This is a genomic window from Streptomyces sp. NPDC012827, assembly GCF_042900905.1.
Lineage (GTDB): Bacteria > Actinomycetota > Actinomycetes > Streptomycetales > Streptomycetaceae > Streptomyces > Streptomyces gulbargensis.
The window spans coordinates 96,815-115,992 of the sequence record NZ_JBIBBY010000009.1 but is presented as its reverse complement, the minus strand read 5'-3'; the positions used below and the strand labels follow the sequence as shown (position 1 = coordinate 115,992).

General features: G+C 71.6%; 14 protein-coding genes and 1 riboswitch. Of the genes, 4 read left to right on the top strand and 10 right to left on the bottom strand.

Annotation, left to right across the window (positions count from 1 at the left end):
* Window positions 1–178 precede the first annotated feature (178 nt).
* The 4 genes from ACFY60_RS20705 to ACFY60_RS20690 all read right to left on the bottom strand — a co-directional run bounded on the left by ACFY60_RS20705 (window position 179) and on the right by ACFY60_RS20690 (window position 4,948).
* Window positions 179–862: a GntR family transcriptional regulator gene (locus tag ACFY60_RS20705; protein WP_388612250.1), complete on the bottom strand. Its 684-nt coding sequence runs from the start codon at window positions 860–862 to the stop codon at window positions 179–181.
* A gap of 188 nt (window positions 863–1,050) precedes the next feature.
* Window positions 1,051–1,821 carry a M23 family metallopeptidase gene (locus ACFY60_RS20700; protein ID WP_388612248.1) on the bottom strand — a complete coding sequence of 257 codons (771 nt, stop codon included), beginning with the start codon at window positions 1,819–1,821 and terminating at the stop codon, window positions 1,051–1,053.
* Between the two features lie 10 nt (window positions 1,822–1,831).
* A riboswitch (cyclic di-AMP (ydaO/yuaA leader) is annotated at window positions 1,832–1,996 on the bottom strand.
* 211 nt (window positions 1,997–2,207) lie between these two features.
* Window positions 2,208–3,605 (bottom strand): M16 family metallopeptidase, encoded by a 1,398-nt coding sequence (locus ACFY60_RS20695; RefSeq protein ID WP_388612247.1) that lies wholly within the window; start codon window positions 3,603–3,605, stop codon window positions 2,208–2,210.
* The gene (locus tag ACFY60_RS20690) at window positions 3,602–4,948 is read right to left on the bottom strand and encodes a M16 family metallopeptidase (protein WP_388612245.1); all 1,347 of its coding nucleotides are present in this window, start codon (window positions 4,946–4,948) and stop codon (window positions 3,602–3,604) included. Before ACFY60_RS20690 ends, ACFY60_RS20695 begins: the two co-directional genes overlap by 4 nt.
* Before the next feature lie 202 nt (window positions 4,949–5,150).
* Between ACFY60_RS20690 and ACFY60_RS20685 the strand changes: the two genes are divergently transcribed.
* The gene (locus ACFY60_RS20685) at window positions 5,151–7,607 is read left to right on the top strand and encodes a DNA topoisomerase (ATP-hydrolyzing) subunit A (protein WP_388612243.1); all 2,457 of its coding nucleotides are present in this window, start codon (window positions 5,151–5,153) and stop codon (window positions 7,605–7,607) included.
* Window positions 7,608–7,655: 48 nt separating this feature from the next.
* On the opposite strand, the gene ACFY60_RS20680 is transcribed toward ACFY60_RS20685, so the two are convergent.
* Window positions 7,656–8,735 carry a CobW family GTP-binding protein gene (locus ACFY60_RS20680; RefSeq protein WP_388612241.1) on the bottom strand — a complete coding sequence of 360 codons (1,080 nt, stop codon included), beginning with the start codon at window positions 8,733–8,735 and terminating at the stop codon, window positions 7,656–7,658.
* A 240-nt stretch (window positions 8,736–8,975) separates the two neighbouring features.
* Here ACFY60_RS20680 and ACFY60_RS20675 point away from each other — a divergent pair, with 240 nt between their 5' ends.
* Window positions 8,976–10,661, top strand: a complete 1,686-nt coding sequence (locus ACFY60_RS20675; protein ID WP_388612239.1) for an ATP-binding protein — start codon at window positions 8,976–8,978, stop codon at window positions 10,659–10,661.
* Entirely contained in the window at window positions 10,658–11,353 is a 696-nt protein-coding gene (locus ACFY60_RS20670; RefSeq protein ID WP_388612237.1) for a response regulator, read from the top strand. The genes ACFY60_RS20675 and ACFY60_RS20670 overlap by 4 nt, the downstream gene beginning before the upstream one ends.
* A gap of 45 nt (window positions 11,354–11,398) precedes the next feature.
* Here the strand turns inward: ACFY60_RS20670 and ACFY60_RS20665 are convergent, their stop codons facing one another.
* From ACFY60_RS20665 to ACFY60_RS20655, 3 genes are all read right to left on the bottom strand, one after another.
* Window positions 11,399–12,991 carry a cation acetate symporter gene (locus ACFY60_RS20665; protein WP_388612235.1) on the bottom strand — a complete coding sequence of 531 codons (1,593 nt, stop codon included), beginning with the start codon at window positions 12,989–12,991 and terminating at the stop codon, window positions 11,399–11,401.
* Entirely contained in the window at window positions 12,988–13,464 is a 477-nt protein-coding gene (locus tag ACFY60_RS20660; protein WP_388612589.1) for a DUF485 domain-containing protein, read from the bottom strand. Before ACFY60_RS20660 ends, ACFY60_RS20665 begins: the two co-directional genes overlap by 4 nt.
* A 218-nt stretch (window positions 13,465–13,682) precedes the next feature.
* Entirely contained in the window at window positions 13,683–15,800 is a 2,118-nt protein-coding gene (locus ACFY60_RS20655) for a type IIA DNA topoisomerase subunit B (RefSeq protein WP_388612233.1), read from the bottom strand.
* Window positions 15,801–16,232: 432 nt separating this feature from the next.
* On the opposite strand from ACFY60_RS20655, the gene ACFY60_RS20650 reads away from it, so the two are divergent.
* Complete coding sequence (locus tag ACFY60_RS20650; RefSeq protein ID WP_030211728.1) at window positions 16,233–16,463, top strand: hypothetical protein; 231 nt, start codon at window positions 16,233–16,235, stop codon at window positions 16,461–16,463.
* A 123-nt stretch (window positions 16,464–16,586) separates the two neighbouring features.
* Here the strand turns inward: ACFY60_RS20650 and ACFY60_RS20645 are convergent, their stop codons facing one another.
* Both ACFY60_RS20645 and ACFY60_RS20640 read right to left on the bottom strand, forming a co-directional pair.
* Window positions 16,587–17,405: a S1 family peptidase gene (locus ACFY60_RS20645; RefSeq protein ID WP_388612231.1), complete on the bottom strand. Its 819-nt coding sequence runs from the start codon at window positions 17,403–17,405 to the stop codon at window positions 16,587–16,589.
* Between the two features lie 129 nt (window positions 17,406–17,534).
* On the bottom strand, window positions 17,535–19,085 hold the full coding sequence (locus ACFY60_RS20640; protein ID WP_388612229.1) for an RNA polymerase sigma factor: 1,551 nt from the start codon (window positions 19,083–19,085) through the stop codon (window positions 17,535–17,537).
* Between the last annotated feature and the right edge of the window lie 93 nt (window positions 19,086–19,178).

Sequence of the window (19,178 nt, the reverse complement as noted above, 5' to 3'; positions counted from 1 at the left end):
GGCCGCGAAAGGGCCGGGGTCCGCTCATGGGCGCCCCGGCCCTTTCGCGTAGGCGCGCCCGTCCCCGCATCGCCTTCACCGCGGGGCGGACTGCACCGAATTCACTTCGTACCCGTGCCGCTTTTCGAGCAGCACAAAATACCCCCGCTTTTTCTTTTCTCTTTGTAGGGCACGCGTGTTAATTCCGCGCACTCGCCGTGTTGACGGCATGTTGCGGAAGCCTCACACGCCCCCGCGCCGGCCTTTTCAGCCGGTGCAGCGGCAGCGAGTGTTCCGCGTGCATCGCCGTCAGCGCGCGGGCCCGCTCGGCGTCCCCGCGCGCCACCGCGTCCACGATCGCGCCGTGCTCGGCCCAGGCCTCCACGGGCCGCTCCGGCTGCTCCACCACGTACATCCAGGCGATCTTGTGCCGCAGCTGGGTGAGCAGGGCGGCGAGGGCGGGTGAGCCGGAGGCCTGGGCGAGCGTCTCGTGGAACCAGCCGCCGAGCGGGCGCAGGTCCTCCCCCTGGCCCCGCCGGGCCCGCTCCTGCCCCAGTCTGACCAGGCCGCGCAGCACCTTCAGATGGGCCTCGGTGCGCCGCTGGGCCGCCCGGGCCGCGCCCAGCGGTTCGAGCAGCGCCCGGACGTCGAGCAGATCGGCCGCCTCCTGCTCGGTGGGCTCGGCGACATGGGCGCCGGCGTGACGGCGGCTGACGACGAAGCCCTCGGACTCCAGGGTCCGCAGGGCCTCGCGGACCGGGACGCGCGAGACGCCGTACCGGCCGGCGAGCTGTTCCTCCGTCAGCCGGCCGCCGGGCTCCAGAACGCCCGAGACGATGTCGTCCCGGATCGCCGTGCACACCGATTGCGCGGGAATGCGCATGTCCGACCTCCGCTTTGTTCCGCGCAGCGCTCGGCACCCTCGTGCCTTTCCGCGAATTCATTGCACGCGACTCTAGGGCAAGGGGCGGGAAATTCCGATGGCCGGGCCCCCTTCAGGGCATTCTTTTGGCCGAAGAAAAACCCCGGCTCGCGGGGAGCCGGGGCGGGTGGAGCTTTCGGTCGGGTGCCTCAGAGGGCGACACCACGGGCGCGCAGGTACGCGACCGGGTTGATGTCCGAGCCGTACTCGGCGCTGGTGCGGGCCTCGAAGTGGAGGTGCGGTCCGGTGGAGTTGCCGGTCGAGCCGGAGACGCCGATCTGCTCGCCGGGCTCGACGGTCTGGCCGACGTGGACCTCGATGGAGGCGAGGTGACCGTACTGGGTGTACGTGCCGTCGTTCATCCGGATGACGATGTTGTTGCCGTACGCGCCGCCCCAGCCGGCCTCGACGACCGTGCCGGCCCCGACGGAGACGACCCGGCTGCCGTAGGCGGCGTGGAAGTCGACACCGGAGTGGCTGCCGGAGGACCAGAGGGAGCCACCCGTCTTGTACCCGGTGGAGACGTACGAGCCGGCGACCGGGAGCTGGAAGGAGGCGAGGCGGCGGCGCTCGGCCTCGCGGGCGGCGCGCTCGCGGGCCTCGCGGATCTCCTGGGCGCGGGCCTCGGCCTTGCGCTTCGCCTCGGCGCGGGCCTTCTCCTTGGCGGCGGTCTCGAAGGCTTCCTGCTCCTGGGCGGCGACCTGCGCGTTGACGCGGTCGGCGAGCGAGTCCTCGGTGATGACGCGGGTGAGGCCGGTGTCCTCGGGAGAGCGCTCCTCCGTGTCGGCGGCGAGCGCCGGCGAGGCGAGGGTTCCGATGACGCCGGAGGTCGCGAGGGTGGCCGCGCCGGCGATGCCCACGCCGCGGCGCGCCATCCGGCTCGGAGCACGATGCTTCCCGGTGGCACGGGTGAACGCCAAGAGGACGGTCCTTTCCTTCCTTCTCGCCTACCGGGTTAGCTGACGGGTTCGGAGCAGGAAGGTCTCCTACGGGCCCCTCCGCGCGTGGCGAAGGCGTCCGATTCACCCCAGGGACTGCGTGCGGGTCCCCGGCTCCCCAGGCTCGCGCCTGACGGGGACTCGGCGATCGCTGTCCGATGCCGCGGGTGCGGCGCGTGCAACGGGCGGACAGCGCACATGACGCTATGCGTACGATCTTTCAATCGGCAAACAGACTCGGCTGTTTGTAAGACATGCCACAGGGCAGACGCGCACCCTTGCCCCCAATACGGACAAAGCGGAGGACCCTGACGTCCTGTGACATCAGGGTCCTCCGCCCGTTTCGCGGTCGGTCGACCGGTCGGCCGTCAGCCGGTCACGACGGTCACGTCACCGATGCCGAGGGCGCGTACGGGCTCCTCGATCTGTGCCGCGTCGCCCACCAGGACGGTGACGAGCCGGTCCACGGGGAAGGCGTTGACGACGGCGGCCGTGGCCTCGACCGTGCCGGTCTCGGCGAGCCGCGCGTACAACTGCGCCTGGTAGTCGTCCGGCAGGTGCTGCTCGACCTGGTCGGCCAGCGTGCCGGCGACGGAGGCGGCCGTCTCGTACTTGAGCGGCGCCACCCCCACCAGGTTCTGCACGGCCGTCTCACGCTCGGCGTCGGTGAGCCCCTCCGCGGCGAGCGTCCGCAGCACCTTCCACAGGTCGTCAAGTGCCGGGCCGGTGTTGGGGGTGTCGACGGAGCCGCTGATGGCGAGCATCGAGGCGCCGTTGCCCGCGGCGTCGGAACGGAGCACCTGCCCGAAGGCCCGCACGCCGTAGGTGTAGCCCTTCTCCTCGCGCAGGACGCGGTCCAGGCGGGAGGTGAGCGTGCCGCCGAGGCAGTACGTGCCGAGGACCTGGGCCGGCCACACGCCGGCGTGACGGTCCGGGCCGATCCGGCCGATGAGCAGCTGCGTCTGGACGGCGCCGGGGCGGTCCACGATGACGACCCGTCCCCTGTCGTCGGCGGTGATCGGCGGCATCGGGCGCGGCTCGGCCGGCTCACCGGTCCAGGCGCCCAGGGTCTCGGCGAGCACCTTGTCGAGGTCGACGTCGGTCAGGTCGCCGACGACCACGGCGGTGGCCGTGGAGGGCCGGACGTACGCCTCGAAGAAGGCGCGGACGGCGGCGGCGTCGATCGCGGCGACGGTCTCCTCCGTGCCCTGGCGCGGCCGGGAGACGCGCGAGTCGGCCGGGAAGAGTTCCTTGGAGAGCTGCTTGGCCGCCCGGCGGGACGGGTTGGCGGTCTCGTGCGGGATCTCGTCGAGGCGGTTGCGCACCAGGCGCTCGATCTCCGACTCCAGGAACGCCGGGGCGATCAGGGCCTCCGCGAGCAGGCCGAGCGCCTTGGGCAGCCGGGAGACGGGAACCTCCAGGGAGACCCGTACGCCCGGGTGGTCCGCGTGCGCGTCGAGAGTCGCGCCGCACCGCTCCAGCTCCGCCGCGAACTCCTCCGCGGTGTGCTCGGCGGTGCCCTCGGAGAGGGCGCGGGCCATGATGGTCGCCACGCCGTCGAGCCCGGCGGGCTCCGCGTCCAGCGGGGCCGCCAGGAAGACCTCCACGGCGACGACCTGCTGTCCGGGGCGGTGGCAGCGCAGGACGGTCAGGCCGTTGGAGAGCGTGCCCCGCTCCGGTGCCGGGAAGGCCCACGGCTTCGCCGTGCCGGCCGTCGGCCGCGGGTGGAATTCCATGCTGGTCAAAGACACGGCAGCGTCGCTCACTGGTCGGCTCCCTCTTCCTCGTCGCCGTCGTTCTCCTCGGTGCTCAGCGGCTCGTAGACGAGCACCGCGCGGTTGTCGGGGCGCAGCCGCGCCGCCGCGGCCTCCCGCACCTCCTCGGCGGTGACGGACAGCACCCGGTCCACCGCGGTGAGGGCGAGCTGCGGGTCGCCGAACAGGACGGCGTACCGGCACAGTTCGTCGGCGCGGCCGGCGACCGTGCCGAGCCGGTCGAGCCACTCGCGCTCCAGCTGGGCCTGGGCGCGCTCCATCTCCTCGGGCGTCGGCCCCTCGGCGGCGAAGCGGGCGAGCTCCTCGTCGACGGCGGCCTCGACGCGCGGCACCTCGACGCCGCCGGAGATCTTGACGTCCAGCCAGCCGAGCGAGGGTGCCCCGGCGAGCCGCAGCAGGCCGAAGCCGGCGGCGACGGCCGTACGGTCGCGGCGGACCAGCCGGTTGTGGAGGCGGGAGGACTCACCGCCGCCGAGGACGGTCAGGGCCAGGTCGGCCGCGTCGCACGCGCGCGTGCCGTCGTGCGGCAGCCGGTAGGCGGCCATCATCGCGCGCGCGGGGACGTCCTCGACGACGACTTCCCGAAGCTGCTCACCGATGATGTCGGGCAGCGAGCCGTCGCGCGGCGGCAGTTTCCCGTCGTGGGACGGGATGGAGCCGAAGTACTTCTCGATCCAGGCGAGGGTCCGCTCCGGGTCGATGTCGCCGACCACCGACAGCACCGCGTTGTTCGGCGCGTAGTACGTGCGGAAGAAGTTCCGCGCGTCCTCCAGGGTGGCCGCGTCCAGGTCGGCCATCGAGCCGATCGGGGTGTGGTGGTACGGGTGGCCCTCCGGGTAGGCCAGTGCCGTCAGCTTCTCGAAGGCGGTGCCGTAGGGCACGTTGTCGTACCGCTGGCGGCGCTCGTTCTTCACGACGTCCCGCTGGTTCTCCATCGACTCCTCGTCGAGGGCCGCGAGCAGCGAGCCCATGCGGTCGGCCTCCAGCCAGAGCGCCAGCTCCAGCTGGTGCGCGGGCATGGTCTCGAAGTAGTTGGTGCGCTCGAAGCTGGTCGTGCCGTTGAGCGAACCGCCCGCCCCCTGCACCAGCTCGAAGTGACCGTTGCCGTGGACCTGCTTCGACCCCTGGAACATCAGGTGCTCGAAGAGGTGGGCGAGGCCGGTGCGGCCCGGCACCTCGTGACGCGAGCCGACGTCGTACCAGAGGCAGACCGCGGCGACCGGGGTCAGGTGGTCCTCGGAGAGCACCACGCGCAGGCCGTTCGCCAGCCGGTGCTCGGTCGCTGTCAGGCCGCCGGAGCCGGCCTCGGCCGTGGCCGTGTGACCCATGGGCATGTACGTCCCTTCGATCGCGATGTGGAAAAGTCCTGCCACTGTATGCAAGCGCGCCGACACCTGGCGAAGTTCCCGGCCTCCCGCCATGTCCCTCGTCCGGGTCGCGGTCCGCGTTGTCGGTGGCACGGTCCACAATGGTCCGCGTCAGAACAACCTTGTTGGTGAAGCAATCCACCTTGTTGGTGAAGGAGCCGCAGCCGCGATGGCCCGCCGCAGCACGAAGACACCGCCGCCGGACGACGCGTACGAGGAGAGGATCCTCGACATCGACGTCGTCGACGAGATGCAGGGCTCCTTCCTCGAGTACGCGTACTCGGTGATCTACTCGCGCGCGCTGCCCGACGCCCGCGACGGCATGAAGCCCGTCCAGCGGCGCATCGTCTACCAGATGAACGAGATGGGGCTCCGTCCGGACCGCGGCTTCGTCAAGTGCGCGCGCGTCGTCGGCGAGGTCATGGGCAAGCTGCACCCGCACGGCGACGCCTCGATCTACGACGCGATGGTCCGCATGGCACAGCCCTTCTCCATGCGGCTCCCGCTCGTCGACGGCCACGGCAACTTCGGTTCCCTGGGCAACGACGACCCGCCGGCCGCGATGCGGTACACGGAGTCGCGGATGGCTCCGGCCGCGCTCCTGATGACCGAGTCGATCGAAGAGGACACGGTCGACTTCGCGCCGAACTACGACGGACAGGAGCGCGAACCGGTCGCGCTCCCCGCCGCCTACCCGAACCTGCTGGTCAACGGCGCCTCCGGCATCGCCGTCGGCATGGCGACGAACATGCCGCCGCACAACCTCGGGGAGGTCGTCGCGGCGGCCCGCCATCTGATCCGCCACCCGAACGCGGACCTCGAGACCCTGATGCGGTACGTGCCCGGCCCGGACCTGCCGACCGGCGGCCGGATCGTCGGCCTGGCCGGCATCAAGGACGCCTACGAGTCGGGCCGCGGCACGTTCAAGATCCGTGCCACGGCGACGGTCGAGAACGTCACCGCGCGCCGCAAGGGCATCGTCGTGACCGAGCTGCCGTTCTCGGTGGGCCCCGAGAAGGTCATCGCCAAGATCAAGGACCTGGTCGGGTCGAAGAAGCTCCAGGGCATCGCCGACGTCAAGGACCTCACCGACCGGGCCCACGGCCTGCGCCTCGTCATCGAGGTCAAGAACGGTTTCGTGCCCGAGGCCGTCCTGGAGCAGCTCTACAAGCTGACGCCGATGGAGGAGTCCTTCGGCATCAACAACGTGGCCCTGGTCGACGGGCAGCCGCTGACGCTCGGCCTCAAGGAGCTCCTGGAGGTCTACCTCGACCACCGCTTCGAGGTGGTGCGGCGCCGCTCCGAGTTCCGCCGCGGCAAGAAGCGCGACCGGCTCCACCTGGTCGAGGGCCTGCTCGTCGCGCTTCTCGACATCGACGAGGTCATCCGCCTGATCCGGCAGAGCGAGAACTCCGCGCAGGCGAAGGAGCGCCTCATCGAGCACTTCTCGCTGAGCGAGGTCCAGACGCAGTACATCCTGGACACCCCGCTGCGCCGGCTCACCAAGTTCGACCGCCTGGAGCTGGAGTCCGAGCGCGACCGGCTCACCGGCGAGATCGACGAGCTGACCGGGATCCTGGAGTCCGACGCCGAGCTGCGCAAGCTGGTCTCCTCGGAACTGGCGTCGGTCGCCAAGAAGTTCGCCACCGACCGCCGCACGGTCCTGCTGGAGTCGGCGGGCGCTCCGGCCACGACGGTCTCCCTGGAGGTCGCGGACGACCCCTGCCGGGTGCTGCTCTCGTCGACGGGCCTGCTGGCCCGCACGGTGACCGAGGAGCTGCCGCCGACGGTGGAGGGCAGGCGCGCCAAGCACGATGTGATCGTCTCGGCGGTCGCTGCGACCCAGCGCGGCGACATCGGCGTGGTCACCTCGGCCGGACGGCTGCTGCGGCTCGCGGTGATCGACCTGCCGCAGCTGCCCGACACGGCCACCGCCCCGAACCTGGCGGGCGGTGCGCCGCTGGCCGAATTCGTCTCCCTGGAGCCCGGGGAGACGGTGGTCTGTCTGACGACGCTCGAAGAGGCCTCGCCGGGCCTGGCGATCGGCACGCTCCAGGGCGTGGTCAAGCGGGTGGTGCCGGACTACCCGGCGAACAAGGACGAGCTGGAGGTCATCACCCTCAAGGAGGGCGACCGGATCGTCGGCGCGACCGAGCTGCGGACGGGCGAGGAGGACCTGGTCTTCATCACCTCCGACGCCCAGCTGCTGCGCTACCCGGCCTCCCAGGTACGGCCGCAGGGCCGGCCGGCCGGCGGCATGGCGGGCGTCAAGCTGTCTGCGGGCGCCGAGGTGATCTCCTTCACCGCGGTGGACCCGGCGGCCGACGCCGTGGTCTTCACGGTCGCGGGCGCCACCGGCACCCTGGAGCCCGCCTCCGGTACGTCGGCGAAGGTGACGCCCTTCGACCAGTACCCGCGCAAGGGCCGGGCGACCGGCGGCGTGCGCTGCCAGCGGTTCCTGAAGGGGGAGGACGTCCTGGTCCTGGCCTGGGCGGGCGCCACCCCGGCCCGCGCCGCCCAGCGCAACGGCACCCCGGTGGAGCTGCCCGAGCCGGACCCGCGCCGCGACGGCTCGGGCACGCCGCTCGCCAAGCCGGTCGAGGTCGTCGCAAGCCCGGTCTCCTGACCCGCCCCGGAGCCGAGGCCGCCGGCCTCGGCTCCGGTCCTGCCCGGCTCATTCCCCGGCGGCGTCCCCGTCCTCCGCTTCGGGCACCTCGGGTTCGTCGCGGTGGGGGACGAACCGCAGCACGCCCCACATGTCGTGCTCGTCGGGGGCGTCCTGCGGGCCGTGCTGCTCGCAGGCGGCGAGTTCCTTGCGCAGGGCCGCCGCGTCGACGCCGGAGCCGATGAGGACGAGCTGGGTGAGGCGCTCCTCGCCCTCCGGCCACGGTTCGGGGTAGAAGCGCAGGAAGCGGCCGACGGCGTGGACGGCGTACCGGTGGGCCGGGTCGGCGGCGCCGAGGTCGATGAAGCCCTTGATCCGGTAGAGGCCCTCGGGACGGGAGTCCAGGAAGGCCATCAGGCGCCGGGGGTGCAGCGGGACGGGCGTGGCGAGGGAGACCGTCTCGTAGGCCGCGTGCGGGTGCGCGTGCTCCTCGTCCCCGGAGCCGTACAGGATGTCCTCGATCGACAGCTGCCCCTCGATCTCGCCCTCGACCACCACCCGGTCGAAGAGGAGCTCCGGATCCACCCGCCCGTGCGCGGCCTCGATCACGGCGGCGCGCCCGGCGAGGCCGGCCACGGTCTCCCGGACGGCCCGCAGCGCGTCCTCGCCGACCCGGTCGGCCTTGTTGACGACCACGAGGTCGGCGAGGGCGAGGTGCCGGTCGGTCTCGGGGTGCCGCTGCCGCGTGGCGTCGAACTCGGCGGCGTCCACGACCTCCACCAGGCCGCCGTACACGATCCGCTCGTTCTCGCTGGCGAGGACCATGCGGACCAGCTCCTGCGGCTCGGCGAGGCCGCTCGCCTCGATCACGATCACGTCGAGCCGGGCCTCGGGCCGGGTCAGGACCTCCAGGTACGTGTCCAGCTCGCTCGCGTCCACGGCGCAGCACAGGCAGCCGTTGCCGAGGGAGACGGTGGAGCCGACCTGTCCGGCGACGGTCATGGCGTCGATGCCGATGTCGCCGAAGTCGTTGACCATGACCCCGATCCGGGTACCCCGTGCGCTCCGCAGGAGGTGGTTGAGGAGCGTGGTCTTGCCGGCCCCGAGAAACCCGGCGAGGACGACGACGGGGATCTGGTGGGTGGTCACGGTGGGACGCCTTCCGTGTTCTCGGTCCTGTCCCGCGGCCCGCGCGCCGCGGAAAGGTTCAGGATACGGCGGACGAGCGGTTCCGCTTCGGGCCCGGCGCCTCCCGGCGGCCACTCGGTGGACTCCCGGAAGGTGAGGGAACCCCCGAGCGGCGAGACCCTCCGTCTCGGGCCGGCCCGCCGGGTACCCTCCGCGGCCGGTATTTCCGGTCGCGGGCCGTCGCCCTTTACCGTTTCCGGCATGAGCCCCGCACCGACCGGCCCCGCGCGGCCCCTCGTACGCCGTCTGCGGTTCGGGTGGCCTCGGCGGGTGTTCTCGCAGGTCCTGCTGATGCAGCTGGCCGTCGCGACGGGCGTCACCGTTCTCGCCACCGGCCTGTTCCTGGCCCCGCTGAGCGCCCAGCTCGACGACCAGGCCATGCGGCGGGCCCTCGCCATCGCCGAGAGCACCGCCTCGCCCCGGCTCGCCGCGGACCTGACCGCCACGCCGCCTTCGGCGGGCGGCCCGGTCCAGGCGGAGGCCGAGCGGATCAGGAGCGCCACGGGCGCCGAGTACGTCGTGGTCATGGACGGACGCGGTGTGCGCTGGTCGCACCGCGACCCGGCGCAGATCGGCCGGCGGGTCTCCACCGATCCGAGCACCGCGCTGGCAGGTCACGAGGTGATGGAGATCGACAGCGGCACCCTCGGCCGCTCGGCGCGCGGCAAGGCGCCGCTGCGGGACGCCGGCGGGCGGATCGTCGGCGCGGTCTCGGTCGGTATCGAGTACGACAGCGTGCGCGCCCGGCTCCTGGCCGCCATCCCCGGGCTGCTCGCCTACGCCGGTGGGGCCCTCGCGGTGGGCGCTCTCGCGGCGTACCTGATCTCCCGGCGGCTCCAGCGCCGCACGCACGACCTCGCGTTCTCCGACATCTCCGCGCTGCTCGCCGAGCGGGAGGCCATGCTGCACGGCATCCGGGAGGGCGTGGTCGCCCTGGACCGGGCCGGGGCGGTACGGCTCGTGAACGATGAGGCCCAGCGTCTGCTCGGGCTCGGTCCCGAGGCGGCGGGGCGCCCGCTGGAGGAGCTCCTCGGTCCGGGCCGTACCGCCGACGTCCTCGCCGGGCGGGTGACGGGTGAGGATCTGGTGGCCGTCCAGGGGCACCGGGTGCTGATCGCGAACCGGATGCCCACGCACGACGGGGGCGCCGTCGTGACGCTGCGCGACCGCACCGAGCTGGAGCGGCTCGGGCGCGAGCTGGACTCCACGCGGGGTCTCATCGACGCCCTGCGGGCCCAGGACCACGAGCACGCCAACCGCCTGCACACCCTCCTGGGGCTGCTGGAGCTGGAGATGCACGAGGAGGCCGTCGAGTTCGTCACCGAGGTCGTCGGCGTTCACCGGGCCACCGCCGAGCAGGTCACCGAGAAGGTGCGTGACCCGCTGCTCGCGGCGCTGCTCGTGGGCAAGGCGACTGTGGCGGCCGAGCGCGGCGTCTCCCTGCGGATCGCTCCGGACTCGCTGCTTCCGGACCGGCTGGTCGACCCGCGCGAGCTGGTCACCGTCGTCGGGAACCTGGTGGACAACGCGCTGGACGCCGTCGGCGGCGCACCCGGCGCCCGGGTGGAGGTGGCGCTCGGCACCCGCGGCCGTACCGTCGTGCTGACCGTCTCGGACACCGGCCCGGGCGTCCCGGAGGAGTGCCGGGAGCTGATCTTCACCGAGGGCTGGTCCACGAAGGAACCGCCGTCCCACGGCAAGCGGGGCCTCGGTCTCGCGCTCGTGCGCCGGCTCGCCGAGCGCCGCGGCGGCAGCGCCGTGGTGGCCTCCGGCCCCGACGGGGGAGCGGAGTTCACCGTGGTCCTGCCCGACGCGCTGACCGATCCGGAGCCGTACGCGGTCGCCGTGCCGGCCACCCCCCGGACCCCGGGGGAGGCTGGACGGTGATCGGCGTACTCGTGGTGGACGACGACGTGCACGTGGCCCGGATCAACGCGGCGTACGTCGCCAAGGTGCCCGGATTCCGGGTGGTGGCCACCGCGCACTCGACGGCCGAGGCGCTGGCCGCCCTGGCCGAGCACCCGGTGGACCTGGTCCTGCTGGACCACTATCTGCCGGACGAGAACGGGCTCGCGGCGGTACGGGAGCTGCGGGCGCGTGGCCACCAGTGCGACGTGATCATGGTGACGGCGGCCCGGGACGTGGCGACCGTGCAGGCCGCGATGCGGCACGGCGCGCTCCAGTACGTGGTGAAGCCGTTCAACTTCGCCGGGCTGCGCGCCAAGCTGGAGGCGTACGCGACCCTCCGCACGGCCCTGGAGGGCGGGGGCGAGGCGGAGCAGGCCGAGGTGGACCGGATCTTCGGGACGCTGGCGGCCGGCGCGGTCGCCCCCGACCTGCCCAAGGGCCACTCCCCCACGACGGCCGAGCTGGTCCGCCAGGTCCTGCTCGCCGCCCGGGGCCCGCTCTCCGCCCAGGAGATCGCGGACCGGGCCGGCGTCAGCCGTCAGACGGCGCAGCGCTACCTCAAGCTCCTGGAACGTACCGGGCGGGTCCGGCTCTCGCTCCGGTACGGGGAGACGGGCCGTCCCGAGCACCGCTACACCTGGGCGCCCTCCGCGCCGTCGGCGGGTCTCTGACCGGACCGCGTCCTGGCGTCGGCGCGGGGGGTCGGAGCGGCCGTGTCAGACGGCGCCGGCGCCCGTCAGCGCCCTGACCTCGGTCTCGGCGTGCCGCGCCGCGTCGGGCGGTTCGGGTGAGGTGACCGTACCGATCCAGCCGGCGAGGAAGCCGAGCGGGATGGAGACCACTCCGGGGTTCTGCAGCGGGAAGACGTGGAAGTCGAGGCCGGGGAAGACCGCCTCGGGGCTTCCCGAGACGACCGGCGACAGGAGGACGAGCAGCACCGCCGGAACCAGGCCTCCGTAGACGGACCAGACCGCCCCGCGCGTGGTGAACCGGCGCCAGAAGAGGGAGTAGAGCAGCACGGGAAGGTTGGCGGAGGCGGCGACCGCGAAGGCGAGGCCGACGAGGAAGGCCACGTTGAGGTCGCGCGCGAGGAGTCCGAGGCCGATGGCGGCCGCCCCGATCCCCGCGGCGGCGAACCGGGCGACCGTCACCTCGCTGTACGGCGTGGAGTGGCGGCGGCGCAGCGACCGGTACAGGTCGTGGGCGACCGAGGCCGAGGAGGCCAGGGTGACGCCGGCGACGACGGCGAGGATGGTGGCGAAGGCGACGGCGGCCACGACGGCGAACAGCACGGTGCCGCCGGTGGAGCCGGCGCCTCCGCCGAGGTCGAGGGCGAGCAGCGGTACGGCGGTGTTGCCGGAGGCGTGCGAGGCGCGCACGGCGTCGGGACCGATGAGGGCGGCCGCTCCGAAGCCGAGGACGATGGTCATCAGGTAGAAGCCGCCGATGAGGCCGATGGACCAGACGACGGACCGGCGGGCCGCCCGGGCGGTGGGCACGGTGTAGAAGCGCGACAGGATGTGCGGCAGGCCGGCGGTGCCCAGGACGAGGGCGAGGCCGAGGCTGATGAAGTCGAGGCGGGCTGTCCAGTCGCCTCCGTAGCGCAGGCCGGGGGCGAGGAAGTCCAGGCCGTGGCCGCTGCGTTCGGCGGCGGTGGAGAGCAGGGCGGTCACGTCTCCGTGGAAGCGGAGCAGGACGAGCACGGTGAGGGTGATCGTGCCGGCCATGAGCAGGACGGCCTTGACGATCTGGATCCAGGTGGTGGCGCGCATGCCGCCGAGCGACACGTAGATCACCATCAGGGCGCCGACGCCGACGACGGTCCAGGAGCGGGCCGCCTCGCTGGTGCCGCCGAGGAGCAGGGCCACGAGGCTGCCCGCGCCGACCATCTGGGCGACGAGGTAGAGCACCGAGACGACCACGGAGGAGCTGCCGGCGGCGATCCGTACGGGCCGCTCGGCCATGCGGGCGGCGATGACGTCGGCGAGCGTGAACCGTCCGCAGTTGCGCACCAGTTCGGCCACCAGGAGGAGGACGACCAGCCAGGCGACGAGGAAGCCCACGGAGTACAGCATGCCGTCGTAGCCGTAGAGCGCGATCAGTCCGGAGATGCCGAGGAAGGAGGCGGCGGACATGTAGTCGCCGGCGATGGCGAAGCCGTTCTCCAGCGGGGAGAAGAGCCTGCCGCCGGCGTAGAACTCCTCGGCGGAGCCGTGCCGGTGCCGGCTGACCCAGGTGGTGATCCCCAGGGTGACGGCGACGAAGACGCTGAACAGCACCAGGGCCAGGGTCTGGTGGCTTCCGGTCATCGCGGCGCCACCCCCCGGGTCATCTCCTGGGTGTCCCAGCGCAGTTCGAGGGCGGCGCGGTCCCGGCGCAGCCGTGCGTGGCGCGCGTACGCCCAGGTCAGGAGGAAGGTCGTGAGGAACTGCCCGAGCCCCGCGATCATCGCGACGTTGACCGACCCCGCCACGGGGCGGGCCATGAGACCCGGCGCCGCCGTGGCGGCCACGACATAGGCGAGGTACCAGAGGAGGAAGGCGAGGGTCGCGGGGAACACGAACCGGCGGTAGCGGCGGCGCACCTCCTGGAAGGCGGGGCTCCGCTGGACCTCCAGATAGATCTCGGCAGCGCTGTGGGCCCGCTGCCGGGGCACCCCGTCCGCCGGGCCGGCGCCGGGCGCCGTGGCGTCCTCGTACGTGACCCCGGCGGAAGGCACCGCCTCGTACCAGGGGTCGTCGGCCCGCGTCGTCGCGACGCCGGGCCCCTCCTGCTTGTCCACCTGCTCCACCGGCCAACTCTCCTTGTCAGCGAACCGTTTCGGCCGCTTGCCCAAGGATGGACAGAGCAGGAAGATCCTGGACTCTTCTCCCCCTTCGCTTCACCCCATCAGGTGATCTCGTCCCCGCGCGCCCTGACGGGGCCGGGCCGATATGCGTACCGCGTCCGCCCGGCCCGCCCCGCCACGGCCGGTCCTCCCCGCGGGGAGGACCGGCCGGATCAGGCGTCGATGCGGGAGCGGTCGAGGGTGGCGGCGGAGCTGGTGATGAACTCCTTGCGGGGCGCCACGTCGTTGCCCATGAGGAGGTCGAAGACCTGCTCCGCGGAGTCCAGGTCGCCGATGTTGATCCGCCGCAGGGTGCGGTGGCGCGGATCCATCGTGGTCTCCGCGAGCTGGTCGGCGTCCATCTCGCCCAGACCCTTGTAGCGCTGGATGGTGTCCTTGTAGCGGACGCCCTTGCGCTGGAACTCCAGCAGCGTCTGCCGCAGCTCGTTGTCGGAGTACGTGTAGACGTACTTGTCCTGGCCCTTCTTGGGCTGGACCAGCTCGATGCGGTGCAGCGGGGGCACGGCGGCGAAGACCCGGCCGGCCTCGACCATGGGACGCATGTAGCGCTGGAAGAGGGTCAGCAGGAGCGTACGGATGTGGGAGCCGTCGACATCGGCGTCGGTCATCATGATGACCTTGCCGTAGCGGGCGGCGTCGATGTCGAAGGTGCGGCCCGAACCCGCTCCTATGACCTGGATGATCGCCCCGCACTCCGCGTTCTTCAGCATGTCGGCGACGGACGACTTCTGGACATTGAGGATCTTGCCCCGGATGGGCAGCAGGGCCTGGAACTCGCTGTTGCGGGCCAGCTTGGCCGTGCCGAGCGCGGAGTCGCCCTCGACGATGAACAGCTCGCTGCGCTCCACGTCGTCGCTGCGGCAGTCGGCGAGCTTGGCCGGCAGGGACGAGGACTCCAGCGCGGTCTTCCTGCGCTGCGCCTCCTTGTGCTGCCGGGCGGCGATACGGGTCCGGGCCGCGGCGACGGCCTTCTCCAGGACGGCCCGGGCCTGGGCCTTGGCGTCCCGCTTGGTGGAGGACAGGAAGGCCTTGAGCTCCTTGGCGACGACGTTCGCCACGATCCGGCGGGCGGCGGACGTGCCGAGGACCTCCTTGGTCTGCCCCTCGAACTGCGGCTCGGCGAGGCGGACCGTCACGACGGCCGTGATGCCTTCCAGGGCGTCGTCCTTGACGATGTCGTCCTCGGCGACGCGGAGCATCTTGGCGGAGCGCAGCACCTCGTTGACCGTCTTCGTGACGGCCTGCTCGAAGCCGGAGACGTGGGTGCCGCCCTTGGGGGTGGCGATGATGTTGACGAAGGACTTGACCGTGGAGTCGTACCCCGTGCCCCAGCGCAGGGCGACGTCGACGCCCAGCTCACGGGTGACCTCGGTGGGGGTCATGTGCCCGCGGTCGTCGAGGACGGGGACGGTCTCCTTGAAGGTGCCCTGGCCGGTGAGGCGCAGGACGTCGCAGACGGCCTTGTCCTGGGCGAGGTACTCGCAGAACTCGCTGATGCCCCCGTCGAAGCGGAAGGTCTCCTCGCTCTTGCCCACTCCGTCCAGGTCGCGCTCGTCGCGGACCACGATGGTGAGGCCGGGCACGAGGAAGGCGGTCTGCCGGGCGCGCTGGTGCAGCGTCTCCAGGGAGAGCTTGGCGTCCTTGAGGAAGATCTGGCGGTCGGCCCAGTAGCGGACCCGGGTGCCGGTGCGCATCTTCGGCACCCGCTTGATCTTGCGCAGGCCGTTGCCCGGGTCGAAGGGGCTGTCGGCGCCCTGCTCGGTGAAGATGCCCGGCACACCGCGGCGGAAGCTGATGGCGTGGGTCGAGCTGTTCCGGTCGACCTCGACGTCGAGACGGGCGGAGAGGGCGTTGACGACGGAGGCGCCGACGCCGTGCAGACCACCGGAGGCGGCGTAGGAGCCGCCACCGAACTTGCCGCCGGCGTGGAGCTTGGTCATGACGACCTCGACGCCGGAGAGCCCGGTCTTCGGCTCCACGTCGACCGGGATGCCTCGGCCGTTGTCGCGGACCTCGACCGACCCGTCGTGGTGGAGGATGACCTCGATGTGGTCGCAGTAACCGCCGAGGGCCTCGTCGACCGAGTTGTCGATGATCTCCCAGAGGCAGTGCATGAGGCCGCGGCTGTCGGTGGACCCGATGTACATACCGGGACGCTTGCGAACCGCTTCGAGCCCTTCCAGTACGAGCAGGTGCCGCGCGGTGTAGTTGGAACCGTCACGGTCTGCGGTCAGCAGCGCACTGGACGGCACGGACGTTTCGGCGGTCACGCGGTTCGCTCCTCGCTGAATTTGAAATCCTGGCCTGGTGGGTAAGGCCCGGCGTCGTTCACCGGTCAGAGGGTACCGATGCCTGGTAGAGCCGTTGCCACGCCACCCACCGGTTTCCTCATGCTAGTCCACGGTCGCATGAGTGTTCGATCCCTCGAAGGGGTGACGTGAACATCACGTTCCCTTCCAGGCATGAACCATTTAGGCTCCGGGCACGTCCTCATGAACAACCGGCAACCGCGCCGGGAGGACGGACCGACACCAGCAATGCGAAATCCGTAGAGCGACGCAATACGGCTCATTCGCCGCCAACCGGCAGCAGACAGCCACCTCGGGAAAAATTTTCGAGGAAAAGCCACGAGCGGGAACGTTTTCGGCCTGGTTGGATGTTGACCCTGGTACGACAGCTCGTCGAGCTAGAGAAGAGGCGACGTGACTACTGTTCTGACCCCCGCGAGCCCCCTGACGGCCGCTGACCGCTGCGACCGCTGCGGCGCCCAGGCATACCTGCGTGTCGTCCTGACCAGCGGAGGTGACTTGCTCTTCTGCGCCCACCACGGTCGCAAGTTCGAGCCGGAACTCAAGAAGATCGCCGTTGAGATACAGGATGAGACGGACCGGCTCACCGACGTGCCGGCCCGCACGGTGGGCGACGAGCACTGACGCCTCCGCGCTTCATCCACGACGAGCCAAGGGCCGGTCGCTGACCGGACGGCGGGCGGCCGCCCCCGCGCACATGGGGGGTGGCCGCCCGTTCTCGTACGCTCCGCCCGCGCGGAGACGCCCTCAGAACCGCTCGGGCAGCACCGCGGAGACCCGCGTGTAGACGCCCGGGTTCTCCGCCTGCCCACAGCCGCTCCCCCAGGACACCAGGCCGACGAGCAGACCCTCGGCCACCAGCGGGCCGCCGCTGTCCCCCTGACAGGCGTCCTTGCCGCCGCGCGGGTCGCCCGCGCACAGCATCGTGTCGCCCCGGTACGCCACACCACCGCCCTCCGGATAGGCCCGCTCACAGGCCGCGTCCGGCAGCACCTCCACGCGCGCGCTGCGCAGAGTGGTGGCGTAACTCCCGTTGCCGCTCGTGTCACCCCACCCGTAGACGTCCGCCGGCGTGCCGGGCGCGTGGGCCGCGTCTCCCGGCCGGGCGACGCCGATCACGTACGACCCCGGCAGCGGGCTCGCCAGGGTGAGCACGGCGAGGTCCCCGGAGTTGGTCGTCGGATCGTAGTCCGGGTCGACCCAGGTGTCGGAGATCCGCACCTCCTGACCGCCCTCCCCTCGCAGCTCCGCACGCCCCGCGATGACCGCCAGGTCGCGCACCTGCCACGGCTCGCCGCCGAGCACCTCGCGGCCCAGGCAGTGGGCCGCGGTGAGCACCTTGGTGGGCGCCACGACGACGCCCCCGCAGAACTGCCCGGCGCGGTTACCCCCGAACCGGTCACGGCTGGACAGCGCCACGACCCAGGGGGCGTCCGTGATGCGGGCGGGTCCGCCGCCCACCACGACACTGTCGGCGGCGACGGGGGAGGCGCCCATCACCTGCCCCGCCGCCGCCACGATCACGCCGAGGGCACCTGCCACTGCTCGTGCGAAGGGACCACGCATGGAGCCTCCTGACTCTCCGCTGATGTCGGTTCACCCAGCGTCCAGCACACACGGAGAGCCCGCACCCGCGCACGCCGAAGGGCCCGGTTCCCCCTTTCGGGGGGCCGGGCCCTTCGGTCGCGCTTTCGATCAGTCGAGGTAGTCGCGCAGAACCTGCGAACGCGACGGGTGACGCAGCTTCGACATCGTCTTCGACTCGATCTGGCGGATCCGCTCACGGGTCACGCCGTAGACCTTGCCGATCTCGTCCAGCGTCTTCGGCTGGCCGTCGGTGAGGCCGAAGCGCATCGAGACGACGCCCGCCTCGCGCTCGGAGAGCGTGTCCAGGACCGAGTGCAGCTGCTCCTGGAGGAGCGTGAAGCTGACCGCGTCGGCCGGGACGACCGCCTCGGAGTCCTCGATGAGGTCACCGAACTCGCTGTCGCCGTCCTCACCCAGAGGGGTGTGCAGCGAGATCGGCTCACGACCGTACTTCTGGACCTCGATGACCTTCTCCGGGGTCATGTCGAGCTCCTTGGCCAGCTCCTCCGGGGTGGGCTCACGGCCCAGGTCCTGGAGCATCTGACGCTGCACGCGCGCGAGCTTGTTGATGACCTCGACCATGTGCACCGGGATACGGATGGTGCGGGCCTGGTCGGCCATGGCGCGGGTGATCGCCTGACGGATCCACCAGGTGGCGTACGTGGAGAACTTGTAGCCCTTGGTGTAGTCGAACTTCTCGACGGCGCGGATCAGACCCAGGTTGCCCTCCTGGATCAGGTCCAGGAAGAGCATGCCGCGGCCCGTGTACCGCTTGGCCAGCGAGACGACCAGTCGGAGGTTGGCCTCCAGGAGGTGGTTCTTGGCCCGGCGGCCGTCCTCGGCGATGATCTCCAGCTCGCGCTTGAGCTTCGGGGCGAGCTTGTCGGAGTTGGCCAGCTTGTCCTCGGCGAACAGACCGGCCTCGATGCGCTTGGCGAGCTCGACCTCCTGCTCGGCGTTGAGCAGCGGGACCTTGCCGATCTGCTTCAGGTAGTCCTTGACCGGGTCGGCGGTGGCACCGGCCACGGCGACCTGCTGGGCGGGAGCGTCGTCCTCGTCCTCGTCGGACAGCACGAAGCCCTTGGTCTCGCCCTCGGCCTCCTCGTCCTCGCCCTTGCCGGGCGCGACGTCCTCGAGCAGCTCCTCGCCCTCGAGCAGCTCGTCGGCGTCCTTCTTCGACGCGGTCTTCTTGGCGGCCGTCTTCTTCGCGACGGTCTTCTTGGCCGTGGCCTTCTTGGCGACGGTCTTCTTCGCGGCCGCCTTCTTGGCGGGCGCCCCGGCCTCGTCGGACGGGTCGGTGCTCTCGGCCGCCGGGGCCGCCGCGCCGGACGCGACGGTCGACTTCGTCACGGCCGACCTGGCGGTGACGGTCTTGGTGGCGGTGCGCTTGGCAGGACTCTTCGCTGCGACGCTCTTGCGGGCGCGCTTCGGCGACTCCGCTGCACTGACCATCAGCGTCACACCCTCTTCCTCGAGGATCTGATTGAGGCTGCGCAGAACATTCTTCCACTGGGTTGGCGGAATCTGGTCAGCCTCGAAGGCCCGACGCACGTCATCGCCGGCGATCTGCCCATCAGCCTTTCCCCGCTCGATGAGCGCCATCACAGACTCGGACTCGGCGATCTCCGGCGGGAGCGTACGGGATGTGCTGGCCGACACGAACAACCTCTCGGAACGATGGAAACGGCTTCCGGCCCCGCCCTGATCGGGCCGGAGCCGACGACGTCGGCGGGGAATGTGCCGACGGCGCGG

Bases quoted from the DNA above. Each gene is read 5' to 3' on its own strand.
- ACFY60_RS20705 (WP_388612250.1), bottom strand. From the start codon at position 862: ATGCGCATTCCCGCGCAATCGGTGTGCACGGCGATCCGGGACGACATC.
- ACFY60_RS20690 (WP_388612245.1), bottom strand. From the start codon at position 4,948: ATGCCCATGGGTCACACGGCCACGGCCGAGGCCGGCTCCGGCGGCCTG.
- ACFY60_RS20685 (WP_388612243.1), top strand. From the start codon at position 5,151: ATGGCCCGCCGCAGCACGAAGACACCGCCGCCGGACGACGCGTACGAG.
- ACFY60_RS20675 (WP_388612239.1), top strand. From the start codon at position 8,976: ATGAGCCCCGCACCGACCGGCCCCGCGCGGCCCCTCGTACGCCGTCTG.
- ACFY60_RS20665 (WP_388612235.1), bottom strand. From the start codon at position 12,991: ATGACCGGAAGCCACCAGACCCTGGCCCTGGTGCTGTTCAGCGTCTTC.
- ACFY60_RS20645 (WP_388612231.1), bottom strand. From the start codon at position 17,405: ATGCGTGGTCCCTTCGCACGAGCAGTGGCAGGTGCCCTCGGCGTGATC.